Below are 18,682 nucleotides of genomic sequence, written 5' to 3'. Positions count from 1 at the left end.
TCAAAATGGCGTCGCGATCGTGCCGCCGGTGGCGGCAAATCGATCCAGCATCGCCTTCAGATCATTGGAAAATATAAGCTCCCCGAGCGGGGAAACCGTTGCCCGATGCCGCCAGCGCGGCAGCGGGTCAATCTTTGGCAGCGGCGCGCTTTCAGCCTGCGCGGCGGCCACAGCCAGCGCCAGGCCGGCGATGGTGGGAATCTCAAAAATCTGCTGTAGCGGCAGTTCGACCCCGAATTCATCGCGTAACCGTGAGATCACCTGGGTCGCGAACAGCGAGTGTCCCCCGATGGAGAAGAAATTATCATGAATACCGATGTGCTCGATGGCGAGTACCTGCTGCCAGATTGCGGCGAGTTTTGTCTCGGCGATGGTACGCGGTGGAGCAAAGCTGTCGTCCGAAGTTTCCGGCACCGGTAATGCCAGGCGATTAATCTTGCCGCTGGGGGTGATCGGCAATTCTTCAAGCACGACGAATACCGCTGGTATCAGATAATCAGGCAATCGCCGGTCAAGATGCCGCCGTAAGCCATCGGACGCCGGAGCCTGCTCGAGCCTCGCCGAGACGTAGGCTACAAGCCTTTGGCCATCGACGTATTCCTGCGGGATAACCACCGCTTGCTTCACTCCAGGATACTCCAGAAGCTGTTTTTCGATTTCTCCCGGTTCGATGCGGTAGCCCCGGATCTTCACCTGGAAATCCCGCCGCCCGATGAATTCGATGCTGCCATCCGGAAGCCGGCGGCCGAGGTCACCCGTACGGTAAAGCCGCCCTCCTCCGCCATCCGGTGGAAATGCCGCGATTCCGCCTTGCCGCCAATAGCCCATGGCGATAAAGGGACCGCGCAACACGATTTCCCCTAGGCAGTAGACGTCCACCGGTTCTCCGGTGTCGCCCAGCAATAAAAGCTCGACACCGTCGACCGGGTAGCCGATGGGTACAGCGTCGCGCATCAGCGTGGCTCCAGTATCAATAAAATATTGTAGCGCCAGGGTCGATTCAGTCAGGCCGAAACCATTGACCAGCAGGCAGTCCGGAGAAAAATGGGTGCGGAAAAGATCGACATCGCGCCGGTACACGGCTTCGCCTCCGAGCGCGACAAGGCGGATTTTTTCCAGACGCGTGATTCCAGGCGCTGAATTGGACAGTGCATGGATGAGATGGCGGAATAGGGTCGGCGCGCAATGAAAAACCGTAATTTCTTGTTCCACCAGGCAATCGACGAGCGCCTGCACGCCATTCTCCCGCACCGAAATAGGATAAACCGCCGCGCCGTTAAGCAGGGCACCGAATATGTCCTGAACCGCGGCATCAACGCTGTACGAAGAGACAAATGTCAGCCGGTCATCGGCGCATAAATGCAGGTTATTGCTGTAGGTCCGGACATGCCCAAGAACGTTGCGGTGAGTCTGCACGACACCCTTCGGTTCCCCCGTGGATCCTGAGGTATAGAGGATGTAGGCGATAGCGCCAAGAGACACGGGGGGTGGCGGGTTTGTCTCGAAGCGTTCGGTCTCGCCAAGCCGGATCACCTGCGCATATTCTGTGGAAAAGCCATCGATATCGGTGAGGACCGCGGCCGCCCCGGAACTGTCGATAATCCGCTCAGTCCGGGCGGGAGGATGAGCGGGATCAAGAGGGACGTAGATTTTGCCGGCTTTCAGTATGCCAAATATGGCGGCGATCATCGATGCGTCGTGGCGAAAGAACAGGGCGATGCGCTCCACGCTTTCGCCACGCAAGGAGAGAATCGCATTGGCAATCCGGTTGGAAAGCGCTTCCAGTTGCTTATAAGTCCATTGCTCGTTTTTTATCCGGATGGCAATGTGATCGGGATAGCGCTCCGCCTGCTCGCGAAAACGGCCCCCTATCGATTGTTCGATCGCTTGTTCGGGGAATTCATTAAAAGAGCTCGCGGGCGCAACCCTGTTTTTTCCGGATGGTATTTGATGAGTGAGCCGTAAATGCGAGAGTGGTACGTCAGGATGGGTAGCTATGGCTTCCAGGAGTGTTGTAAAGTGGCCGAGTATGCGTCTTACGGTCCCGGACTCAAAAAGATCTCGCGCATACACCGCATGGAGCCGAATGGTCCGGTCATATTCAATGGCATAGAGCGTGAGGTCAAATTTTGCCGACTCTCCCGACTCTCCCGATTCTTCCGGTTCGGCCGGTTCACCGGAGTCGCCATCCCGTTCAGCATCCGGTCCGGCATCCGGCGTTTGCGCTGCATCGCCGGGGAGTCGTCCATCGATATTCAGCAGATTGAACATCACCTGAAAGAGCGGCGCCTGGCTGAGATGGCGCGCGGGAGCGAGCCTGGCCACCAGCATCTCGAAAGGCATATCCTGATGTGCATACGCCTCGGCCGCCACGGTGCGTACCCGCTCAAGCAGGGCGGCAAACGAGGGGTCGCCCGCAAGATCCAGGCGCAGGGCGAGCGTATTGACGAAAAACCCGATCAATCCCTCCAGCTCGCTGCGGGTGCGATTGGCGATAGGCGTGCCGATCACCAGATCGGACTGCCCGCTGTAGCGCGCCAGCAGTGCGCCAAAGGCGGCCAGAAGCGTCATGAACAAGGTGGCGCCCTCAGCTTTGCCCAGTTCACGCAAGCGCGCGGTAAGCGATGCATTCAGCCACACTCCGCAACGTCCGCCGCGATAGCTGGACTGGGCCGGGCGCGGCCGGTCGGTGGGCAGGGAAAGTTCCACCGGCGCATCCTCCAGCTGCTTTTGCCAGTAGGCGAATAAAGCATTCAGCCGTTCGCCCTGCAGGATACGCCGCTGCCAGCAGGCAAAGTCGGCGTACTGGATCGGCAATGCCGGCAGCAGCAGCGGCTCACCGCTGACCCTGCCGGCATAGAGCGTGCGCAGATCGCGATGCAGGATCTCCAGCGACCAGCCATCGGCCACGATATGGTGGAACACCAGCACCAGCCAATGATAATCCGTCTCGAGCCGCAACAGGCTGGCGCGCAGCAGCGGGCCGCGCACAAGATCGAAGGGGGCGGCCAGGGCGGCGTTGGCGGCGGCGCGGGCGCGTTCCAGGCAGCCGGCCGCTGGCTGGCTGACATCCACCAGCGGCAAGTCGATACGCAAGCCTGGTGCAACGAGCTGCACCGGCACGCCGTCGAGGGCGGTGAAGGTGGTGCGCAGCGCCTCGTGGCGGTCGAGCAGATCGCCCAGGCTGTCTTCCAGCGCCTTGCGGTCCAGGGGACCATCGAACGGCAGCACCGTGCTCAAGTGATACACCGGGCTGCCCGGATACAACTGCTCGAAAAACCAGAGCCGTTGCTGGGCAAAAGATAGCGGACAGGGATCCGTCCGTAGCCCGGCCAGAATAGCCGGCTCGGCAGTGGCCTCGCCTGTTTCCCGGCCTATGGCACGCGCGAGACCGGCAACTGTCGGGGACTCGAAAAGCTGGCGCAATGGGACTTCGATGCGGAAAGTGTCCCGAATCCTTGAGATTACGCGCGTTGCCAGCAATGAGTGCCCACCCAACTCAAAGAAATTATCCTCCACCCCGACAGCGTCGAGACCGAGAACCTGCATCCATATTTGCGCAATTCGTGTTTCGTCGTCCGTACGAGGCAGAACGGCGGCGCGTCCGAGATCCGGACGTGAGTGATCCGGAGCCGGAAGCGCTCGCCGGTCGATCTTGCCGCTCGGTGTGAGAGGGAGACTGCCGAGAAAGACATAAGCCGGGGGTACCAGATACTCCGGCAACCGTTCGAGTAGAAACCGGCGCAGATCGACGGCTGCAGGCTGTGTTTCCATCCGGGACACCACATAGGCGGCCAGCCGGCGGTCGCCTGGTTCATCCTCCCGTGCCATCACGACGGCCTCACGCACTGCGGGATGGCTGGTGAGCACGGCTTCCACCTCGCCTGGCTCAACCCGAAAACCGCGAATCTTGACCTGGTGATCTAGGCGGCCAAGAAACTCGATATCGCCACTGGGAAGATAGCGGGCGAGATCACCGGTTCGATAAAGACGTGCACTTGGACAATCAGGGTCGGCAACGAATTTTTCGGCGGTCAGTTTATCCCGGTTGAGATAACCCCGTGCAAGGCTGTCCCCGCCGATATACATTTCTCCCGGCACACCAATGGGTACGAGGCGCTGGCTTGGATCAAACAGGTGAATGTACGTATTGGCAATCGGATGGCCGATGGGGGGCAGAAGGGGCCAAGTGCTGGGTGGACCCATAAGCGTGTAAGCGGTGACCACGTGGGTTTCCGATGGACCATAATGATTGTGCAATTGGCATCCGGGGAGATTTCTGAACAGGTTGCGGATCTGGGGCGTGACCTGCAACTGCTCCCCGGCAGTGATGATCTCTCGCAAGGTTGCCGGGAGCGGCTCGACGTGAACGGCAGCCTCCGCCAGTTGCTGTAGTGCAACAAAGGGAAGGTATAACCTGTTAACTTGTTGTTCGCTGATCAGCCGCCATAACCCCACTGGGTCCTGCCGCAATGTTTCGGGGGCCAGGATGAGGGTCGCGCCGGCACAAAGGGTCGAGAAAATCTCCTGAAACGAGACGTCGAAGCTCAATGGCGCAAATTGCAGCGTGTTGCCCCCTGAACCGAGTTCCCCATGCTGCCAGCCTGTCAGATTAACGAGTGTCCGATGGGGTAAAGCTACTCCCTTCGGCTTGCCGGTCGACCCCGAGGTATAAATAATGTAGGCCAGATTTTTCGGTTTTGGCATGGCATGTAGCGGGTCGCCCGGCAGCGGTGGAAGCGGTTCATCCAGGCACAGTGCGCGATGGGCTGGCAACCGATCAACCAGCGCGCGCTGGGTAAGTAGTAAAAGTGCTCCGCTGTCTTGCAGCATGAAGGTTAACCGCTCTCGCGGGTATGCCGGATCGAGCGGCACGCAGGCGCCCCCGGCAATGAGAACGGCAAGTACTCCGCTTATCATCTCCGGCGAACGTTCAAGACAGAGCGCCACCGGTGTATCCGGATGCACGCCGAGGCGGCGCAAATGGTTGGCAATCATGTGGGCACGATCACTGATCTCGCGATAAGTGAAGCGGGTGGTGCCATGGACAAGGGCGACTGCATCGGGCGTGCGTGCCGTCTGTTCCAGAAAGAGCTCGTGAATGCAACGGTCGCGCGGATATTCGCGCCGGGTATGGTTCCAGTCCGCGAGCTGTCGCCGCTCGGCAGCCGTGAGCAATGAAAGGTCCGCGAGACGCCCGGCAGGGTTCGCCGCTATGGCTTCCAGCAGCGCCTGCCAATGATCGAGCAAGCGCATGATGGTGGCATCGTCTAAACGCGCACGGTCATACAGAAGCCTGAGCAGGAGTTCCTCGCCCGGTGCCGCGATTGCCGTCAAGGGGTAACTGGTGCGTTCCACCGACCGGGTTGCGCTGGCGGCTTTGCTTCCCGTTGCCGGTTCGCGACGGGGATAATTCTGAAAAACCAGCAGACTTTCGAAAAGGGGCTGTCCGGCGGTTACTTCGCTTAAGCGTTGCACCTCCGCGAGCGAGCTGTATTCATATTCCCTGTCCTTGAGCTGACGGGCTTGCAGATCCTGCAACCAATCAAGGAGGGGGGCATCTTCTGCCACGGAAACGCGTAACGGCAATGCATTGATAAAAAGCCCCAGCATCGATTCGACGCCGGCAATCGCTGCCGGACGTCCCGACACGATGACGCCGAACACGATATCGGTTTCACCGCTGTAGCGGCTCAGGAGCAGTGCCCAGGCCGCCTGAATCAGTGTATTGAGCGTGAGCTGGTGCGTGCGCGCGAAAGTTTCCAGCGTTGCTGTTGAAGCGGTTGACATATGGATATATCGTTCCCCATGTTCCTCGGCTCCCCCTGCTTCTCCCGCTCCTCCTGCCCCCGAATGTGGCCGGTCCACCACCAACGGTGTGGCGGCAAAAAATCCCTGGAGCGCCTGCTTCCAGTAAGCCTGGGCAGCATTCCGGTCCTGCTCTTGCAACCAGGCGATATAGTCCCGGTAAGGGCGCGGTGGCGGCGGCTCATGGCGGACACCACGCTGGATCGCATCGTAGAAATCTCCCAGTTCCGAGAAGAGAATCGGCACGCTCCATCCGTCAAGGAGGGCATGGTGATGGCTCCAGACGAACTCAAACTGATTGTCGCCGGTTCGGATAAGAAAAATTCGCATCGGCGGCGCTTTCGAAAGATCGAAACCCCGCTTCCGATCCGCGTCAAGAAAATCATCGAGCCGTTGACTTGTCTGGGAAGATTCACGCCAGTCAAGGTGGACACAGTCCAGTTGGGCGTCGCGGTGGACAACCTGTAACGGCGCGTCGAGACCTTTCCAATGGAACGTCGTCCGCAGCGCCGGATGACGCATGACCATGCACCGCCAGCTTTGCTCAAATGCTTCGATATCGATATCACTTGCGAAGGAATGGAGGAGTTGCTCGACGTAGATTCCGGAATCCGGATCGAGGAGGGTGTGGAACAACATTCCTTCCTGCATCGGCGACAGAGGATAGATGTCCTCAAGGTCAGGATTGTCACGCAGGAGCTCGTCCAGTTGCGCCTGGTCAAGATTCGAAAGCGGGAAATCCGCCGGTGAGAATCCCATATCCCTGGAGGATGGGTGATAGGTGACTATTCCACGCAATTCTTCCAGGAATGCCGCCGCCAGTGTTTCGATGGTGGCGCGGTGATGTATCGCCTCGCTGTAAATCCAGGAAAGGTGCAGCCGGTCGGAGAAAATGCCCCCATTGATGTCAATAAGATAACGCCGCCTGCCGCGCTCGCTGAACGCTGGTCCTCGCCAATCGTTCCCATAGTTCCCATCGGCATCAACGGGATCGGCGGAATACTCGAATTGTCCGAGGTAATTGAAGCTCATTTGTGCTTGCGGGAGCGTTTTCAGACGGTCTCCAGCCTCGCTCTTGCTCATGTACCGCAGGAGCCCATAACCGAGACCGCGCCGGGGGATCGCACGCAGCCGCTCCTTGATTCGCCGCAGCGCCCCGCCGGGGTTGGCGCAATCGCCGACATCGAGGGCTACCGGAAAGATCGTCGTAAACCAGCCGACGGTTCGGGATAAATCGACGTCATCGAAAATGGTTTCCCGGCCGTGGCCTTCCACGTCAACCAGCGTCTCACCCGCCCCGATCCACCGGGCAAGGGAGAGAGCCACGGCGGTAAGCAGTATCTCATCAATGCGGGCGCGATGAGTCCGTGCGATGTCCCTCAGCAAGCACGCGGTTTCTTCCGTGCTGAGAGAAACCACCACCGTGCGGCTTGATCCGGCGGTGTTGGCCTCCGGCGGCGCCGGCAAATCCCTGGGGAGTGGTGCCGCCTGCATGGGCAACACCGCGAGCCAGTATTTCGCCTCCACCATGAGATCTGCCGAGTTTGCGTGGGCCGCCAGTTTACCGGCCCAGGAGGTGAAAGCCGTGGTCTTCGGCGGCAGGACGGCGGGATGGTCCATCCGGGCATTGGCGGTATCCAGATCCTCAAGCAGGATGCGCCATGAAACCCCATCAACCGCCAGATGGTGGATCACGATCAGCAAGGAGGCCTCTTCTTCCGGTCCGAAATCGAATAGTGCGGCGTGCAGGAGTGGTCCACGGGAAAGATCGAGGCTTGCTTGCACCTGCGCCGCTCGTTCCGCTACAGCCGTCATGCGTTGCGATCGTGCAACCCCGGACAAGTCGATGCGGCGGTAAGGCGTCGCTGAACCCGGATCGGCAAGTGTCTGGATCCATCCATCGCCAGTGCGAAAAAAGCGTAGCCGCAATGCGTCATGGTGGGCCAGAAGCTGGTCAAAAGTGCGTATCCAGCGATTGTCATCGATGTCCCGCGAGACGGTCAGTAGCACCGCCTGATTGTAATGCTGCGGATCTGCCAGTTCCTGTTCAAAGAACCAGCGCTGAATCGGGGTGAGCGGCGCGGTTCCCGTCACTATTCCCTGCTCCGCCGCGATGGAGCCGGTATTTGCAACGGTCAGCAATCCGGCGATGGTGGGCTGCTCGAAAAGCTGGCGGGGTGTGAAGCGCAACCCCTTGCCACGCGCGCGGGCGACAATCTGGATCGCCAGAATGGAGTCCCCGCCCAGTTCGAAGAAATTATCGTGGATACCGACCTGGCCGAGCCGCAGTACCTGGGCGAATATCTCCGCCAGTCGCTGCTCGTCTTCGGTGCGCGGCACCACGGCTTCGGTTTCCCTTGGTACCATCGGCACCGGCAGGGCCGCCCGGTCGATCTTGCCATTGGCGGTCAGCGGCAAGGCCGGCAATGTCATGAATGCCGAGGGCACCATGTAGTCCGGCAGGCGTGCTTGCAGGAAGTGTCGCCACTCGCTCGCCGAAGGCGATTTATCCGCCACCACATAAGCGGCCAGGCGCTTGTCACCGGGCGTGTCTTCGCGCACGGTTGCCACTGCCTCGCGCACACCAGGATATCCGCGCAGCGCCGCTTCCACCTCGCCCAGCTCGACGCGGAATCCGCGCACCTTGACTTGCTGATCGCGCCGTCCGAGAAACTCCAGATTGGCGTCGGGAAGATAGCGTACCCAATCTCCGGTCCGGTACACGCGTGCACCGGCGCGGAAGGGATGGGGAATGAATCGCTCCGCGGTGAGTTCCGGTTGGTGGAGATAGCCGCGTGCCAGGCCCTCGCCGCCGATATAAAGTTCTCCCGGCACTCCGATGGGTACCGGCTGAAGCCGGTCGTCAAGCACATAGATTTCCGTATTCGCAATCGGTTGGCCAATAGGGACGGATGGTACAGACGGAACGGGAACAGGGCCGACAGAAGCCGGGACGCCGGTCTGATCCGCGGGAACCGCAAACCGGGCGATCTGGCAGAGGGTTGCCGTGATGGTGGTCTCGCTGGGGCCATAAGCATTGATCAGGCGGATTCGCTCATGCGTGTGCTGCATCCAGTCGTTCAATCGCGCAGCAATCATCGGTTCGCTGCCGGCTATCACCAGCCGCAGACTTTCCGGCAACCGCAACGTCGCAAGTTCCGCCACCCATCCATGCCAGTAGGAAGCGGGAAGATTCAGGATGGTGAGGCGACGGCTTTCCACGAAATCCAGCAGATCCGAAAAGACCGGAGGACCGATATCGGGCCATACGACGACGGTTGCTCCGCACAGCCAGGGGGGGAAAATCTCCTCCGCCGCTACATCGAACGCGGGAGACGCAATCTGCAATATGCGATCCGCCGCACAGAGTTCATAAGCGCCGGAGACCGCCGTGGCATGATTGACCAGCGCCCGGTGCGAAACCATTACCCCCTTCGGCAGCCCGGTAGAGCCGGAAGTATAAATGACATATGCAAGGCTATCCGGCGTGGTGCCTGAGGCAATGCCGCCCGCCGGGGCATTGCCTGCTTCGTCCGGAGGGGCGGTATCCATGCAGATGACGCGGCCGCGGTAGCCGCTGAGCCGGTTGGTAAATGCGCTACGGGTCACCACCGCCGGTGCGCCGGTATCGGAAAGAATGAAAGCGATTCGTTCTTCCGGAAACGTGGCGTCGATGGGAACATACGCCACGCCTGCCTTGAGGATGCCGAGGGCGCCAACGGCCAGTCCTGTGCCGCGATCGGTCAGCAATCCTATCGGGGTGTCGGCGCTGAGTCCGCGCAAGCGGGCGGCGAGTTGATCGGCCCGGTGATTGAGTTGCGCGTAGGTGAGTTGTTCATCGACCGTTTCAAGCGCAATGGCCTCCGGCGTTCGTGCTGCCTGGATCTCGAATAATGTATGGATGCAGCAATCGCGTGGAAAAGCGGATTCGGTAGCGTTCCATTCCACCAGAAGTTGCTGTCGTTCCGCTTGGGAAAGCAGCGGCAGCTCGGATATGCGTTGTTCAGGGCTGGCGATGACGCCTTCGAGCATCACGACGAAATGACCGAGCATTTGACGTATGGCCGTCGAATCAAAGAGGTCCGTGGCATATTCGAAGGTTGCTGTAATTACGTCATTGAACTCGGCAATTATCAGGGTGAGATCAAACTTCGCCGCTCCGCGTGATTCGACGATATCGCCCATGGCCCGGCCGCTCGTGGGCGGTAGCGTCTCTTCCGCGTGATTTTCCAGTGCGAACATCACTTGAAAGAGGGGCGTATGACTCAGATGGCGTGCGGGGGCGAGCCTGGACACTAGCACCTCGAAGGGCATGTCCTGATGTGTATACGCTCCGGTTGCCATGGTGTGCACCCGCTCGAGCAGGGCAACGAACGAGGGATCGCCCGAAAGGTCGAGGCGCAAGGCGAGTGTATTAACGAAAAACCCGATCAATCCCTCCAGCTCGCTGCGGGTGCGATTGGCGATAGGCGTGCCGATCACCAGATCGGACTGCCCGCTGTAGCGCGACAACAGCACGCCAAAGGCAGCCAGAAGCGTCATGAACAGGGTTGTACCTTCGTTGCGCGACAGGGTCCGCAGCCCCTCGGTCAACGCCGAGGGTAGCGTTGCCGACAGTGAAGCGCCATGGAAGCTCTGCGCCGCTGGGCGCGGCCGGCCGGTGGGCAGGGAAAGCTGCACCGGTGCGTCCTCGAGTTGTTTTTTCCAATAGGCGAATAAAGAGTCCAGCCGATCGCCCTGGAGAATGTGCCTTTGCCAGCAGGCGAAATCGGCATACTGTATCGGCAATTCCGGTAATGGCGAAGGCTGGCCAGCTGAATTGGCCTCGAGAAGGATTTCCAGTTCGCGCTGGAGAATGCCGAGGGACCAGCCGTCGGCGACGATATGGTGCATCGTCAGCATCAGTACATGATCCGATTCGCCTGTGTGCATTAATGTAGCCCGCAAGAGTGGACCCCGCGCAAGATCGAATGGCGTCGCGGCGTCGGAATTGGTCATCCTGCGTGCCTCACCTGCCGGTGCATGGCGCAGATCCACCACGGTGAATGCTGGCGGTGAGGGTGGCATGATTACCTGGGCTCCCTGTCCGTCGATAGTAGTGAAGATGGTGCGCAGAATTTCGTGTCGTCGGACAATTTCGCCCAAGCTTTTTTCAAGGGCTTCCGTATTCAGCGGGCCGGTAAAGGAGAACGTTGTGCAGAGGTTGTAGGCGGTACTTTGCGGTGACAGCTGATCGAGGAACCAAAGACGCTGCTGGGCAAAGGAAAGGGGGGAGCTGTCCTGTTCGTGGCTACGGCGCGGGATTGGCTGTAACATCAAGCGGGGGCCCAGGCGCAGCGCGAGCTCCGCGACGGTGGGCGCCTCAAAGAGAACATTCAGAGGCACTGCCGCGTGCAGAACATCGCGGATGCGGGAGATGGCTTGCGTGGCGAGCAACGAATGGCCGCCCAGTTCGAAGAAATTATCGTGGATACCGACCTGGCCGAGCCGCAGTACCTGGGCGAATATCTCCGCCAGTCGCTGCTCGTCTTCGGTGCGCGGCACCACGGCTTCGGTTTCCCTTGGTACCATCGGCACCGGCAGGGCCGCCCGGTCGATCTTGCCATTGGCGGTCAGCGGCAAGGCCGGCAATGTCATGAATGCCGAGGGCACCATGTAGTCCGGCAGGCGTGCTTGCAGGAAGTGTCGCCACTCGCTCGCCGAAGGCGATTTATCCGCCACCACATAAGCGGCCAGGCGCTTGTCACCGGGCGTGTCTTCGCGCACGGTTGCCACTGCCTCGCGCACGCCGGGATATCCGCGCAGCGCCGCTTCCACCTCGCCCAGCTCGACGCGGAATCCGCGCACCTTGACTTGCTGATCGCGCCGTCCGAGAAACTCCAGATTGGCGTCGGGAAGATAGCGTACCCAATCTCCGGTCCGGTACACGCGTGCACCGGCGCGGAAGGGATGGGGAATGAATCGCTCCGCGGTGAGTTCCGGTTGGTGGAGATAGCCGCGTGCCAGGCCCTCGCCGCCGATATAAAGTTCTCCCGGCACTCCGATGGGTACCGGCTGAAGCCGGTCGTCAAGCACATACATTTCCGTATTCGCAATCGGCCGGCCAATGGAAATGGGAATGTGGATTTTTTCCGCAGGCGGCACGCGATAGCAGGAGGTAAATGTGGTGTTCTCGGTGGGGCCATAAGCGGCGATCAGCAGACATTGTGGATGTCGCTCGCGCATCTTGCGGATGTAGTCCGGCGACAGCACGTCGCCGCCTGTAAGGAGCTGGCGCACACCACCCAGGCGTTCGCAATGGCTATCGACCATCTGGTGAAAGAGCCCTGTCGTCAACCAGAGCGTACTGATCCGGTATTGTTCTATCACATCGGCGAGTTCTTCGAGCGATGGTGCGATGGGTGGCATGATTACCAGCCGCCCGCCGTTAAGCAGACACCCCCAGATCTCGAATGTTGAAGCGTCGAACGCTATCGGCGCGAACTGAAGGAATACGTCATCGGGCGTAAATGTCGCATAGCCGGCTTCCTTTATCAGCCGCACCACGGCACGTTGCACGACTGCCACCCCCTTGCGGACGCCGGTTGATCCCGACGTGTAGCAGACATATGCGAGGTTGTCCGCCACTACGCCGCTGACAGGATTATCCGTGGACTCGCGCCCGATTTCCTCCCGCGCGTCGTCAAGGCAAACCAGCTTTACAGTCTTTCCCGGAAGTATCTTGCGGAACCGGCGGTGGGTCAGCAAAACCGCTGGTTTCGCGTCGCTTATCATTGCCGATAGCCTGGCAGGCGGGTCGCCGGGGTCCATCGCCAGATAGGCTCCGCCAGCTTTGAGAATACCGAGCAGGCCAATGATGAGATCAAAGGAGCGTTCAACACAGATCCCAACCAAAGTCTCGGAACCCACGCCAAGCCCGCGCAAGCGGTGCGCAACCTGATTGGCGCGGGCGTTGAGTTCACCGTAGGTGAGGCGGTGATCCTGAAGAACCAGGGCGACTGCGTCGGGGCATGCCGCCGCGTGCTGTTCGAATAGTTCATGGATACACGATTCTCGGGGATATTCGGTCCGCGTGGCGTTCCATTCGAACAAAAGCTGTGCTCGCTCGGCCTCGGTGAGGATCGGCAGGCTGGAGAAGCGGCAGGCCGGATCGGCAGCGGCGGCCGCCAGCAATGCCTCGAAATGACCTGCCATCCTATTGATGGTATCGGAATCGAAAAGATCGGCGCTATACTCAAAATACCCCGTCACCCGGCGCCCATCATCCACCAGGGAAAGCAGAAGATCGAACTTGGCGGTGGACTCTTCCTGGGTGCGATGGGCCGGCGCCGATGCCCCTTCCGTTTCTGCTTCCTCCTGCTCTCCGGAAGGGACGTTTTGCAGCGCGAACATCACCTGAAAGAGGGGCGCCTGGCTGAGATGGCGGGCAGGAGCGAGCCTGGCCACCAGCATCTCGAAAGGCATGTCCTGATGCACATACGCCTCGGCCGCCACGGTGCGTACCCGCTCAAGCAGGGCGGCAAACGAGGGGTCGCCGGCAAGATCGAGGCGCAAGGCGAGCGTATTGACGAAAAACCCGATCAATCCCTCCAGCTCGCTGCGGGTGCGATTGGCGATGGGCGTGCCGATCACCAGATCGGACTGTCCGCTGTAGCGCGCCAGCAGCGCGCCAAAGCCGGCCAGGAGCGTCATGAACAAGGTGGCACCCTGCGCTTGCCCGAGTGCACGCAAGCGCGTGGTAAGCGATGCATTCAGCCATACCCCACAACGTCCGCCGCGATAGCTGGACTGGGCCGGGCGCGGCCGGTCGGTGGGCAGGGAAAGTTCCACCGGCGCATCCTCCAGCTGTTTTTGCCAGTAGGCGAATAAAGCATTCAGCCGTTCGCCCTGCAGGATACGCCGCTGCCAGCAGGCAAAGTCGGCGTACTGGATCGGCAATGCCGGCAGCAGCGGCGGCTCACCGCTGACCCTGCCGGCATAGAGCGTGCGCAGATCGCGATGCAGGATCTCCAGCGACCAGCCATCGGCCACGATATGGTGGAACACCAGCACCAGCCAATGATAATCCGTCTCGAGCCGCAACAGGCTGGCGCGCAGCAGCGGGCCGCGCACAAGATCGAAGGGGGCGGCCAGGGCGGCGCTGGCGGCGGCGCGGGCACGTTCCAGACAACCGGCCGCCGGCTGGCTGACATCCACCAGCGGCAAGTCGATACGCAAGCCTGGTGCAACGAGTTGCACCGGCACACCGTCGAGGGCGGTGAATGTGGTGCGCAGTGCCTCGTGGCGGTCGAGCAGATCGCCCAAACTGTCTTCCAGCGCCTTGCGGTCCAGGGGACCATCGAACGGCAGCACCGTGCTCAAGTGATACACTGCGCTGCCCGGATACAACTGCTCGAAAAACCAGAGCCGTTGCTGGGCAAAAGACGTGGGAAAGAGGAATGCTTCACTGTTAGCCGATCGAGACGATTCTACGGCGTCTTCGATCATGACCGTTCCCTCGGCGTCATTCCCCGATCCCGTGCATTTGTCGTATGCGTCGGCTTCGAGTGCTCTCGTGCTGTAAGGAACAGTATTTCTCCTCGCCATAAATCAAACCCGGATTAAAAGGCCACTTTAAACTTAGGTCAGTTCCAGGGAGATTTCAACCCGGATCGGCGTTTGGATGAGGTGAAGCGCACAGCCTTCGGGGTGCGTACAAGACGTTATAGAAATACAAGTTGGGCCCTGACTGATCGCGTTCAGGGATAAAGGATTCAGCCACGCTGGATTATGCGGCATAATTCACCCTTTTCAGTTTTACCCCTGATGAACGCTGCCGAGTTGTCCGCATGGTATCCCGCACCTCCCTCCTTATCGCCTCGTGCGCGCGGCTGGTTGCAGAATCGTGGCTCTTTGACCCAACTTATCCAACAGCGCTGCCGCGGCGAATTTCGCGTAAAACCGGTGTTCCAGTCGTTGGCCACGGTGTGCGGGGATGAGCTTGCCGTGATGAACTTGCGTCGAAACGAGCTGGCGCTGGTACGGGAGGTCTATTTGTATTGTGGCAATACGCCCGTGGTATTTGCACATTCGGTGGTGGCGAGAAAAGATCTTCGCGGCGCCTGGCGCAGTTTGAATGGCCTGGGTAACCGGTCGCTGGGCACCGTATTGTTCACGAATCCCGTGGTTAAACGCACCCCGCTTCGATTCAGGAAGTTGAATTCAGCGCATCCGCTTTTCCGCCGTGCCTGTCAGAATTTGCAGGTAAACCCCCTGGGCTTATGGGCGCGCCGTTCCCTGTTCAGCTTGCGGGGGCAATCCATACTCGTCACCGAAGTATTTCTTCCTTCCATTCTGGAGCTGTCATCGTGACGCTCACACAACGCCTCGGCCATTATGAGAGGCTGATGCGGCTGGATAAGCCCATCGGCATTCTGCTGCTGCTGTGGCCGACATTGTGGGGCTTGTGGCTTGCCGCGGATGGCCTGCCCAGCATGACTGTCCTGGTGATATTCATATTGGGCACGGTGCTGATGCGCTCCGCCGGTTGTGTCGTCAATGATTATGCCGATCGCAATTTTGATGCGCATGTCGAACGCACCAAAAACCGTCCGCTGGCCACGCGCGTAGTGAGCACGAAGGAGGCGCTGCTGCTGGCGGCGGGATTAAGCTTGTGCGCTTTTTTGCTGATACTGCCGTTGAATCGCCTTACCATCGAGCTGTCGGTATTCGCGCTATTTCTGGCCGCAAGCTATCCCTTCACCAAGCGCTTCTTCGCGATGCCACAGGCTTATCTCGGCATTGCTTTCAGCTTCGGCATCCCGATGGCATTTGCCGCGCAGACCGGCGAGGTGCCATTCATCGCCTGGATATTGATGGTAGCCAACCTTCTCTGGGTGATTGCTTACGATACCGAGTATGCGATGGTGGATAAGGTTGACGATCTCAAGATCGGCATCAAGACCTCCGCCATTACTTTCGGCCGTTTCGATGTCCTCGGCGTGATGCTATGCCATGCCATTTTTCTGGGTATCATGACCATCGTGGGGATGATCCAGAAACTGGGCGTCATGTATTATGCGGGGCTGGCGGTTGCACTGGGACTGATGATTTATCAATACCGCCTGATTCACGATCGTGACCGGGGGCGCTGCTTCAAGGCTTTTCTGCACAACAACTGGGTCGGCGCAACGATATTTGCCGGCATCGCGCTTGATTATCTGATAGGCAATCTCCCATGAAATACAAGGATCTGCGAGATTTTATCGCCCAACTGGAAAGCCAGGGCGAACTGAAACGCATCACGGCGGAGATCGATCCCCATCTGGAGATGACCGAAATCTGCGACCGGGTATTGAAAGCAGGCGGTCCGGCAATTCTGTTTGAGAAACCCAAGGGTCATACCATTCCCGTGCTGGGGAATTTGTTCGGTACGCCGCGGCGCGTGGCGATGGGCATGGGGCAGGAGTCGGTGGAAGCGCTGCGCGAAGTAGGGAAACTTCTTGCCTATCTGAAAGAACCCGATCCGCCCAAAGGCTTGAGAGATGCGTGGGAAAAATTTCCCGTGCTGAAGCAGGTACTCAACATGGCACCGAAGGAGCTTTCCCGCGCGCCTTGCCAGGACATTGTATGGGAAGGAAAAGACGTGGATCTCGGCAGACTGCCGATCCAGACCTGTTGGCCGGGTGATGCGGGTCCGCTGATCACATGGGGGCTGACCGTCACCCGAGGTCCGCACAAGACGCGGCAGAATCTGGGTATTTACCGGCAACAGGTGATCGCGCCCAATAAGGCCATCATGCGCTGGCTCGCCCATCGTGGCGGCGCGCTGGATTTTCGCGATTTTTGTCTGGCCAATCCGGGGCAGCCCTACCCGCTGGCAGTTGCGCTGGGGGCCGATCCGGCAACCATACTCGGCGCCGTGACACCGGTGCCGGATAGCTTGAGCGAATACCAATTTGCCGGGTTGCTGCGCGGCGCGAAGACCGAAATCGTCAAATGCCTGAGTCATGATTTGCAGGTCCCGGCCAGCGCGGAAATCGTGCTGGAAGGCTATATCCATCCCGGCGAAACAGCGCTTGAAGGCCCCTTCGGCGATCACACCGGCTATTACAACGAGCAAGAGACTTTCCCGGTATTCACGGTCGAGCGCATCACCATGCGGCGCGACCCGATCTATCATTCCACCTACACGGGCAAGCCGCCGGATGAACCGGCCATACTCGGCGTGGCGCTGAATGAGGTATTCGTGCCACTGCTGCAAAAGCAGTTCACGGAAATCGTCGATTTTTATCTGCCTCCTGAGGGCTGTTCCTATCGCATGGCGGTGGTAAGCATGAAAAAGCAGTACGCCGGTCATGCCAAGCGCGTCATGTTTGGCGTGTGGAGTTTTTTGCGGCAGTTCATGTATACCAAATTCATCATCGTCACCGACGACGATGTGAATATCCGCGACTGGAAGGAAGTCATCTGGGCCATTACCACGCGCGTCGACCCCGCGCGTGACACACTGATCGTGGAAAATACGCCGATCGATTATCTCGATTTCGCCAGTCCAATCTCCGGCTTGGGCGGGAAAATGGGACTGGACGCCACCAATAAATGGCCGGGAGAGACTAATCGGGAATGGGGTACGCCCATTGTGATGAATGCGGTGGTGAAAGCACGGGTGGATGAGATCTGGAAGGAACTGGGACTTTGACCTCATTCCATTAATTCGAAACTACTACCACCAAAACTGATTGTGACTTTCAAGACTCTCATCCTAAATGGATTAATTGGCAACGATGTTGAGAGACTTTAGAACAATTTGCGGCATTTGTTCAATTCGCTAACTAATCATTTAAGTGGGACCTGCTGAAATGCGATCCTTAATTTAGACGCTAGGCAATATCTGACGCATGTTTCGGCGCCCATACTTTCGCTATCTTCAGGGAAAAGAGCTTATGGCGGCTCTCAATGAGCCGCGGTACAAGGTTCGGGTTTTTCACCCTAGAGGCCGATATCCCCGTGCTCGCATTTCTCAACCTGAGGGACTGTTCTGGGCGGACGAGCAGATTGTCTTTTGCGTAACACTAAGCATGCGAGGGATACCGGTCAACGCGAACGTGCCATATTCTGAAATGGACTGGCTTACCCTTGAGGAACTCCGCTTTATTGGGTCTATTTTTCTGTGTGAACTCTGGGACGAGCAACAGCTTATTTTTTATCCCGTCCATTATTACTCACCTGTCATTAATCGGAAGAATCTCGACCTTATGAAGGACTCTACTGCCGAAGCTATTCGCAACTTAGTGATACAGGGCATAAACGGACCCAATTGGGGGTATCAAGTCGCAGCGCTGCAAGAATGTCTTACACATCGTTACTCTTTGGTGGAAGAGGATCATGTTGATTTATCTCGTCAATCGTCAATCTGGCAAAACATTGCACCAAACGACAATCTCTTGTTAAGGGGGCTTAGTGCGCTGCTAAAGTCAGACATGCTATCGAGATATTCGGAGTTTTTTGAAGAAGCAACTATTACCTGCTTTATTGCGCTTGAGGCCTCATTCCGTTTGATACTCAAACGACTAACCGCAGAAGGGGCGAAAAATCCTAATGCCAAAGATGCTGCAAAATGGTTGCACGATCATTTTGACAAATATTTAGGTTTTGAAGCTCCATTGGAGAGGTATTTTCAAGAATTTTACGACCAGCGTGTAATGACCCTTCATCCCTCTAGTCGATTCGGCGAGTTTCCATATGCGCCCTTGATGATTGATGATTTCTATCATCTTCGAAGCTCATTACGCTCCATTTTTGCTTATTTGGTCACGGGGGAGCACGATAGGAGTTTTGTTGAGGCTATAGAAAAACGGGCGGCCGGCGTAAGGCAATGAGAGTGGACTTCTCT

General features: G+C 58.7%; 5 protein-coding genes. 4 read left to right on the top strand and 1 reads right to left on the bottom strand.

What is annotated here, in order from left to right:
- Positions 1 to 14,295: a non-ribosomal peptide synthetase gene (locus BLO43_RS07030; protein WP_175443884.1), complete on the bottom strand. Its 14,295-nt coding sequence runs from the start codon at positions 14,293 to 14,295 to the stop codon at positions 1 to 3.
- 318 nt (positions 14,296 to 14,613) lie between these two features.
- On the opposite strand from BLO43_RS07030, the gene BLO43_RS07025 reads away from it, so the two are divergent.
- The 4 genes from BLO43_RS07025 to BLO43_RS07010 all read left to right on the top strand — a co-directional run bounded on the left by BLO43_RS07025 (position 14,614) and on the right by BLO43_RS07010 (position 18,668).
- On the top strand, positions 14,614 to 15,159 hold the full coding sequence (locus BLO43_RS07025; protein WP_090906535.1) for a chorismate--pyruvate lyase family protein: 546 nt from the start codon (positions 14,614 to 14,616) through the stop codon (positions 15,157 to 15,159).
- Positions 15,156 to 16,028 carry a 4-hydroxybenzoate octaprenyltransferase gene (gene ubiA / locus BLO43_RS07020; protein WP_090906457.1) on the top strand — a complete coding sequence of 291 codons (873 nt, stop codon included), beginning with the start codon at positions 15,156 to 15,158 and terminating at the stop codon, positions 16,026 to 16,028. The genes BLO43_RS07025 and ubiA overlap by 4 nt, the downstream gene beginning before the upstream one ends.
- The gene (gene ubiD, locus BLO43_RS07015; RefSeq protein ID WP_090906456.1) at positions 16,025 to 17,488 is read left to right on the top strand and encodes a 4-hydroxy-3-polyprenylbenzoate decarboxylase; all 1,464 of its coding nucleotides are present in this window, start codon (positions 16,025 to 16,027) and stop codon (positions 17,486 to 17,488) included. The genes ubiA and ubiD overlap by 4 nt, the downstream gene beginning before the upstream one ends.
- Before the next feature lie 244 nt (positions 17,489 to 17,732).
- Positions 17,733 to 18,668, top strand: a complete 936-nt coding sequence (locus tag BLO43_RS07010; RefSeq protein ID WP_090906455.1) for a hypothetical protein — start codon at positions 17,733 to 17,735, stop codon at positions 18,666 to 18,668.
- The last annotated feature ends 14 nt before the right edge of the window (positions 18,669 to 18,682 follow it).

The sequence above is a fragment of the Nitrosospira sp. Nsp13 genome (assembly GCF_900101945.1).
In the GTDB taxonomy this organism is placed as follows: Bacteria; Pseudomonadota; Gammaproteobacteria; order Burkholderiales; family Nitrosomonadaceae; genus Nitrosospira; species Nitrosospira multiformis_D.
Note: the sequence above shows the minus strand (reverse complement) of the source record. Positions and strands in the feature narration are given on the sequence as shown.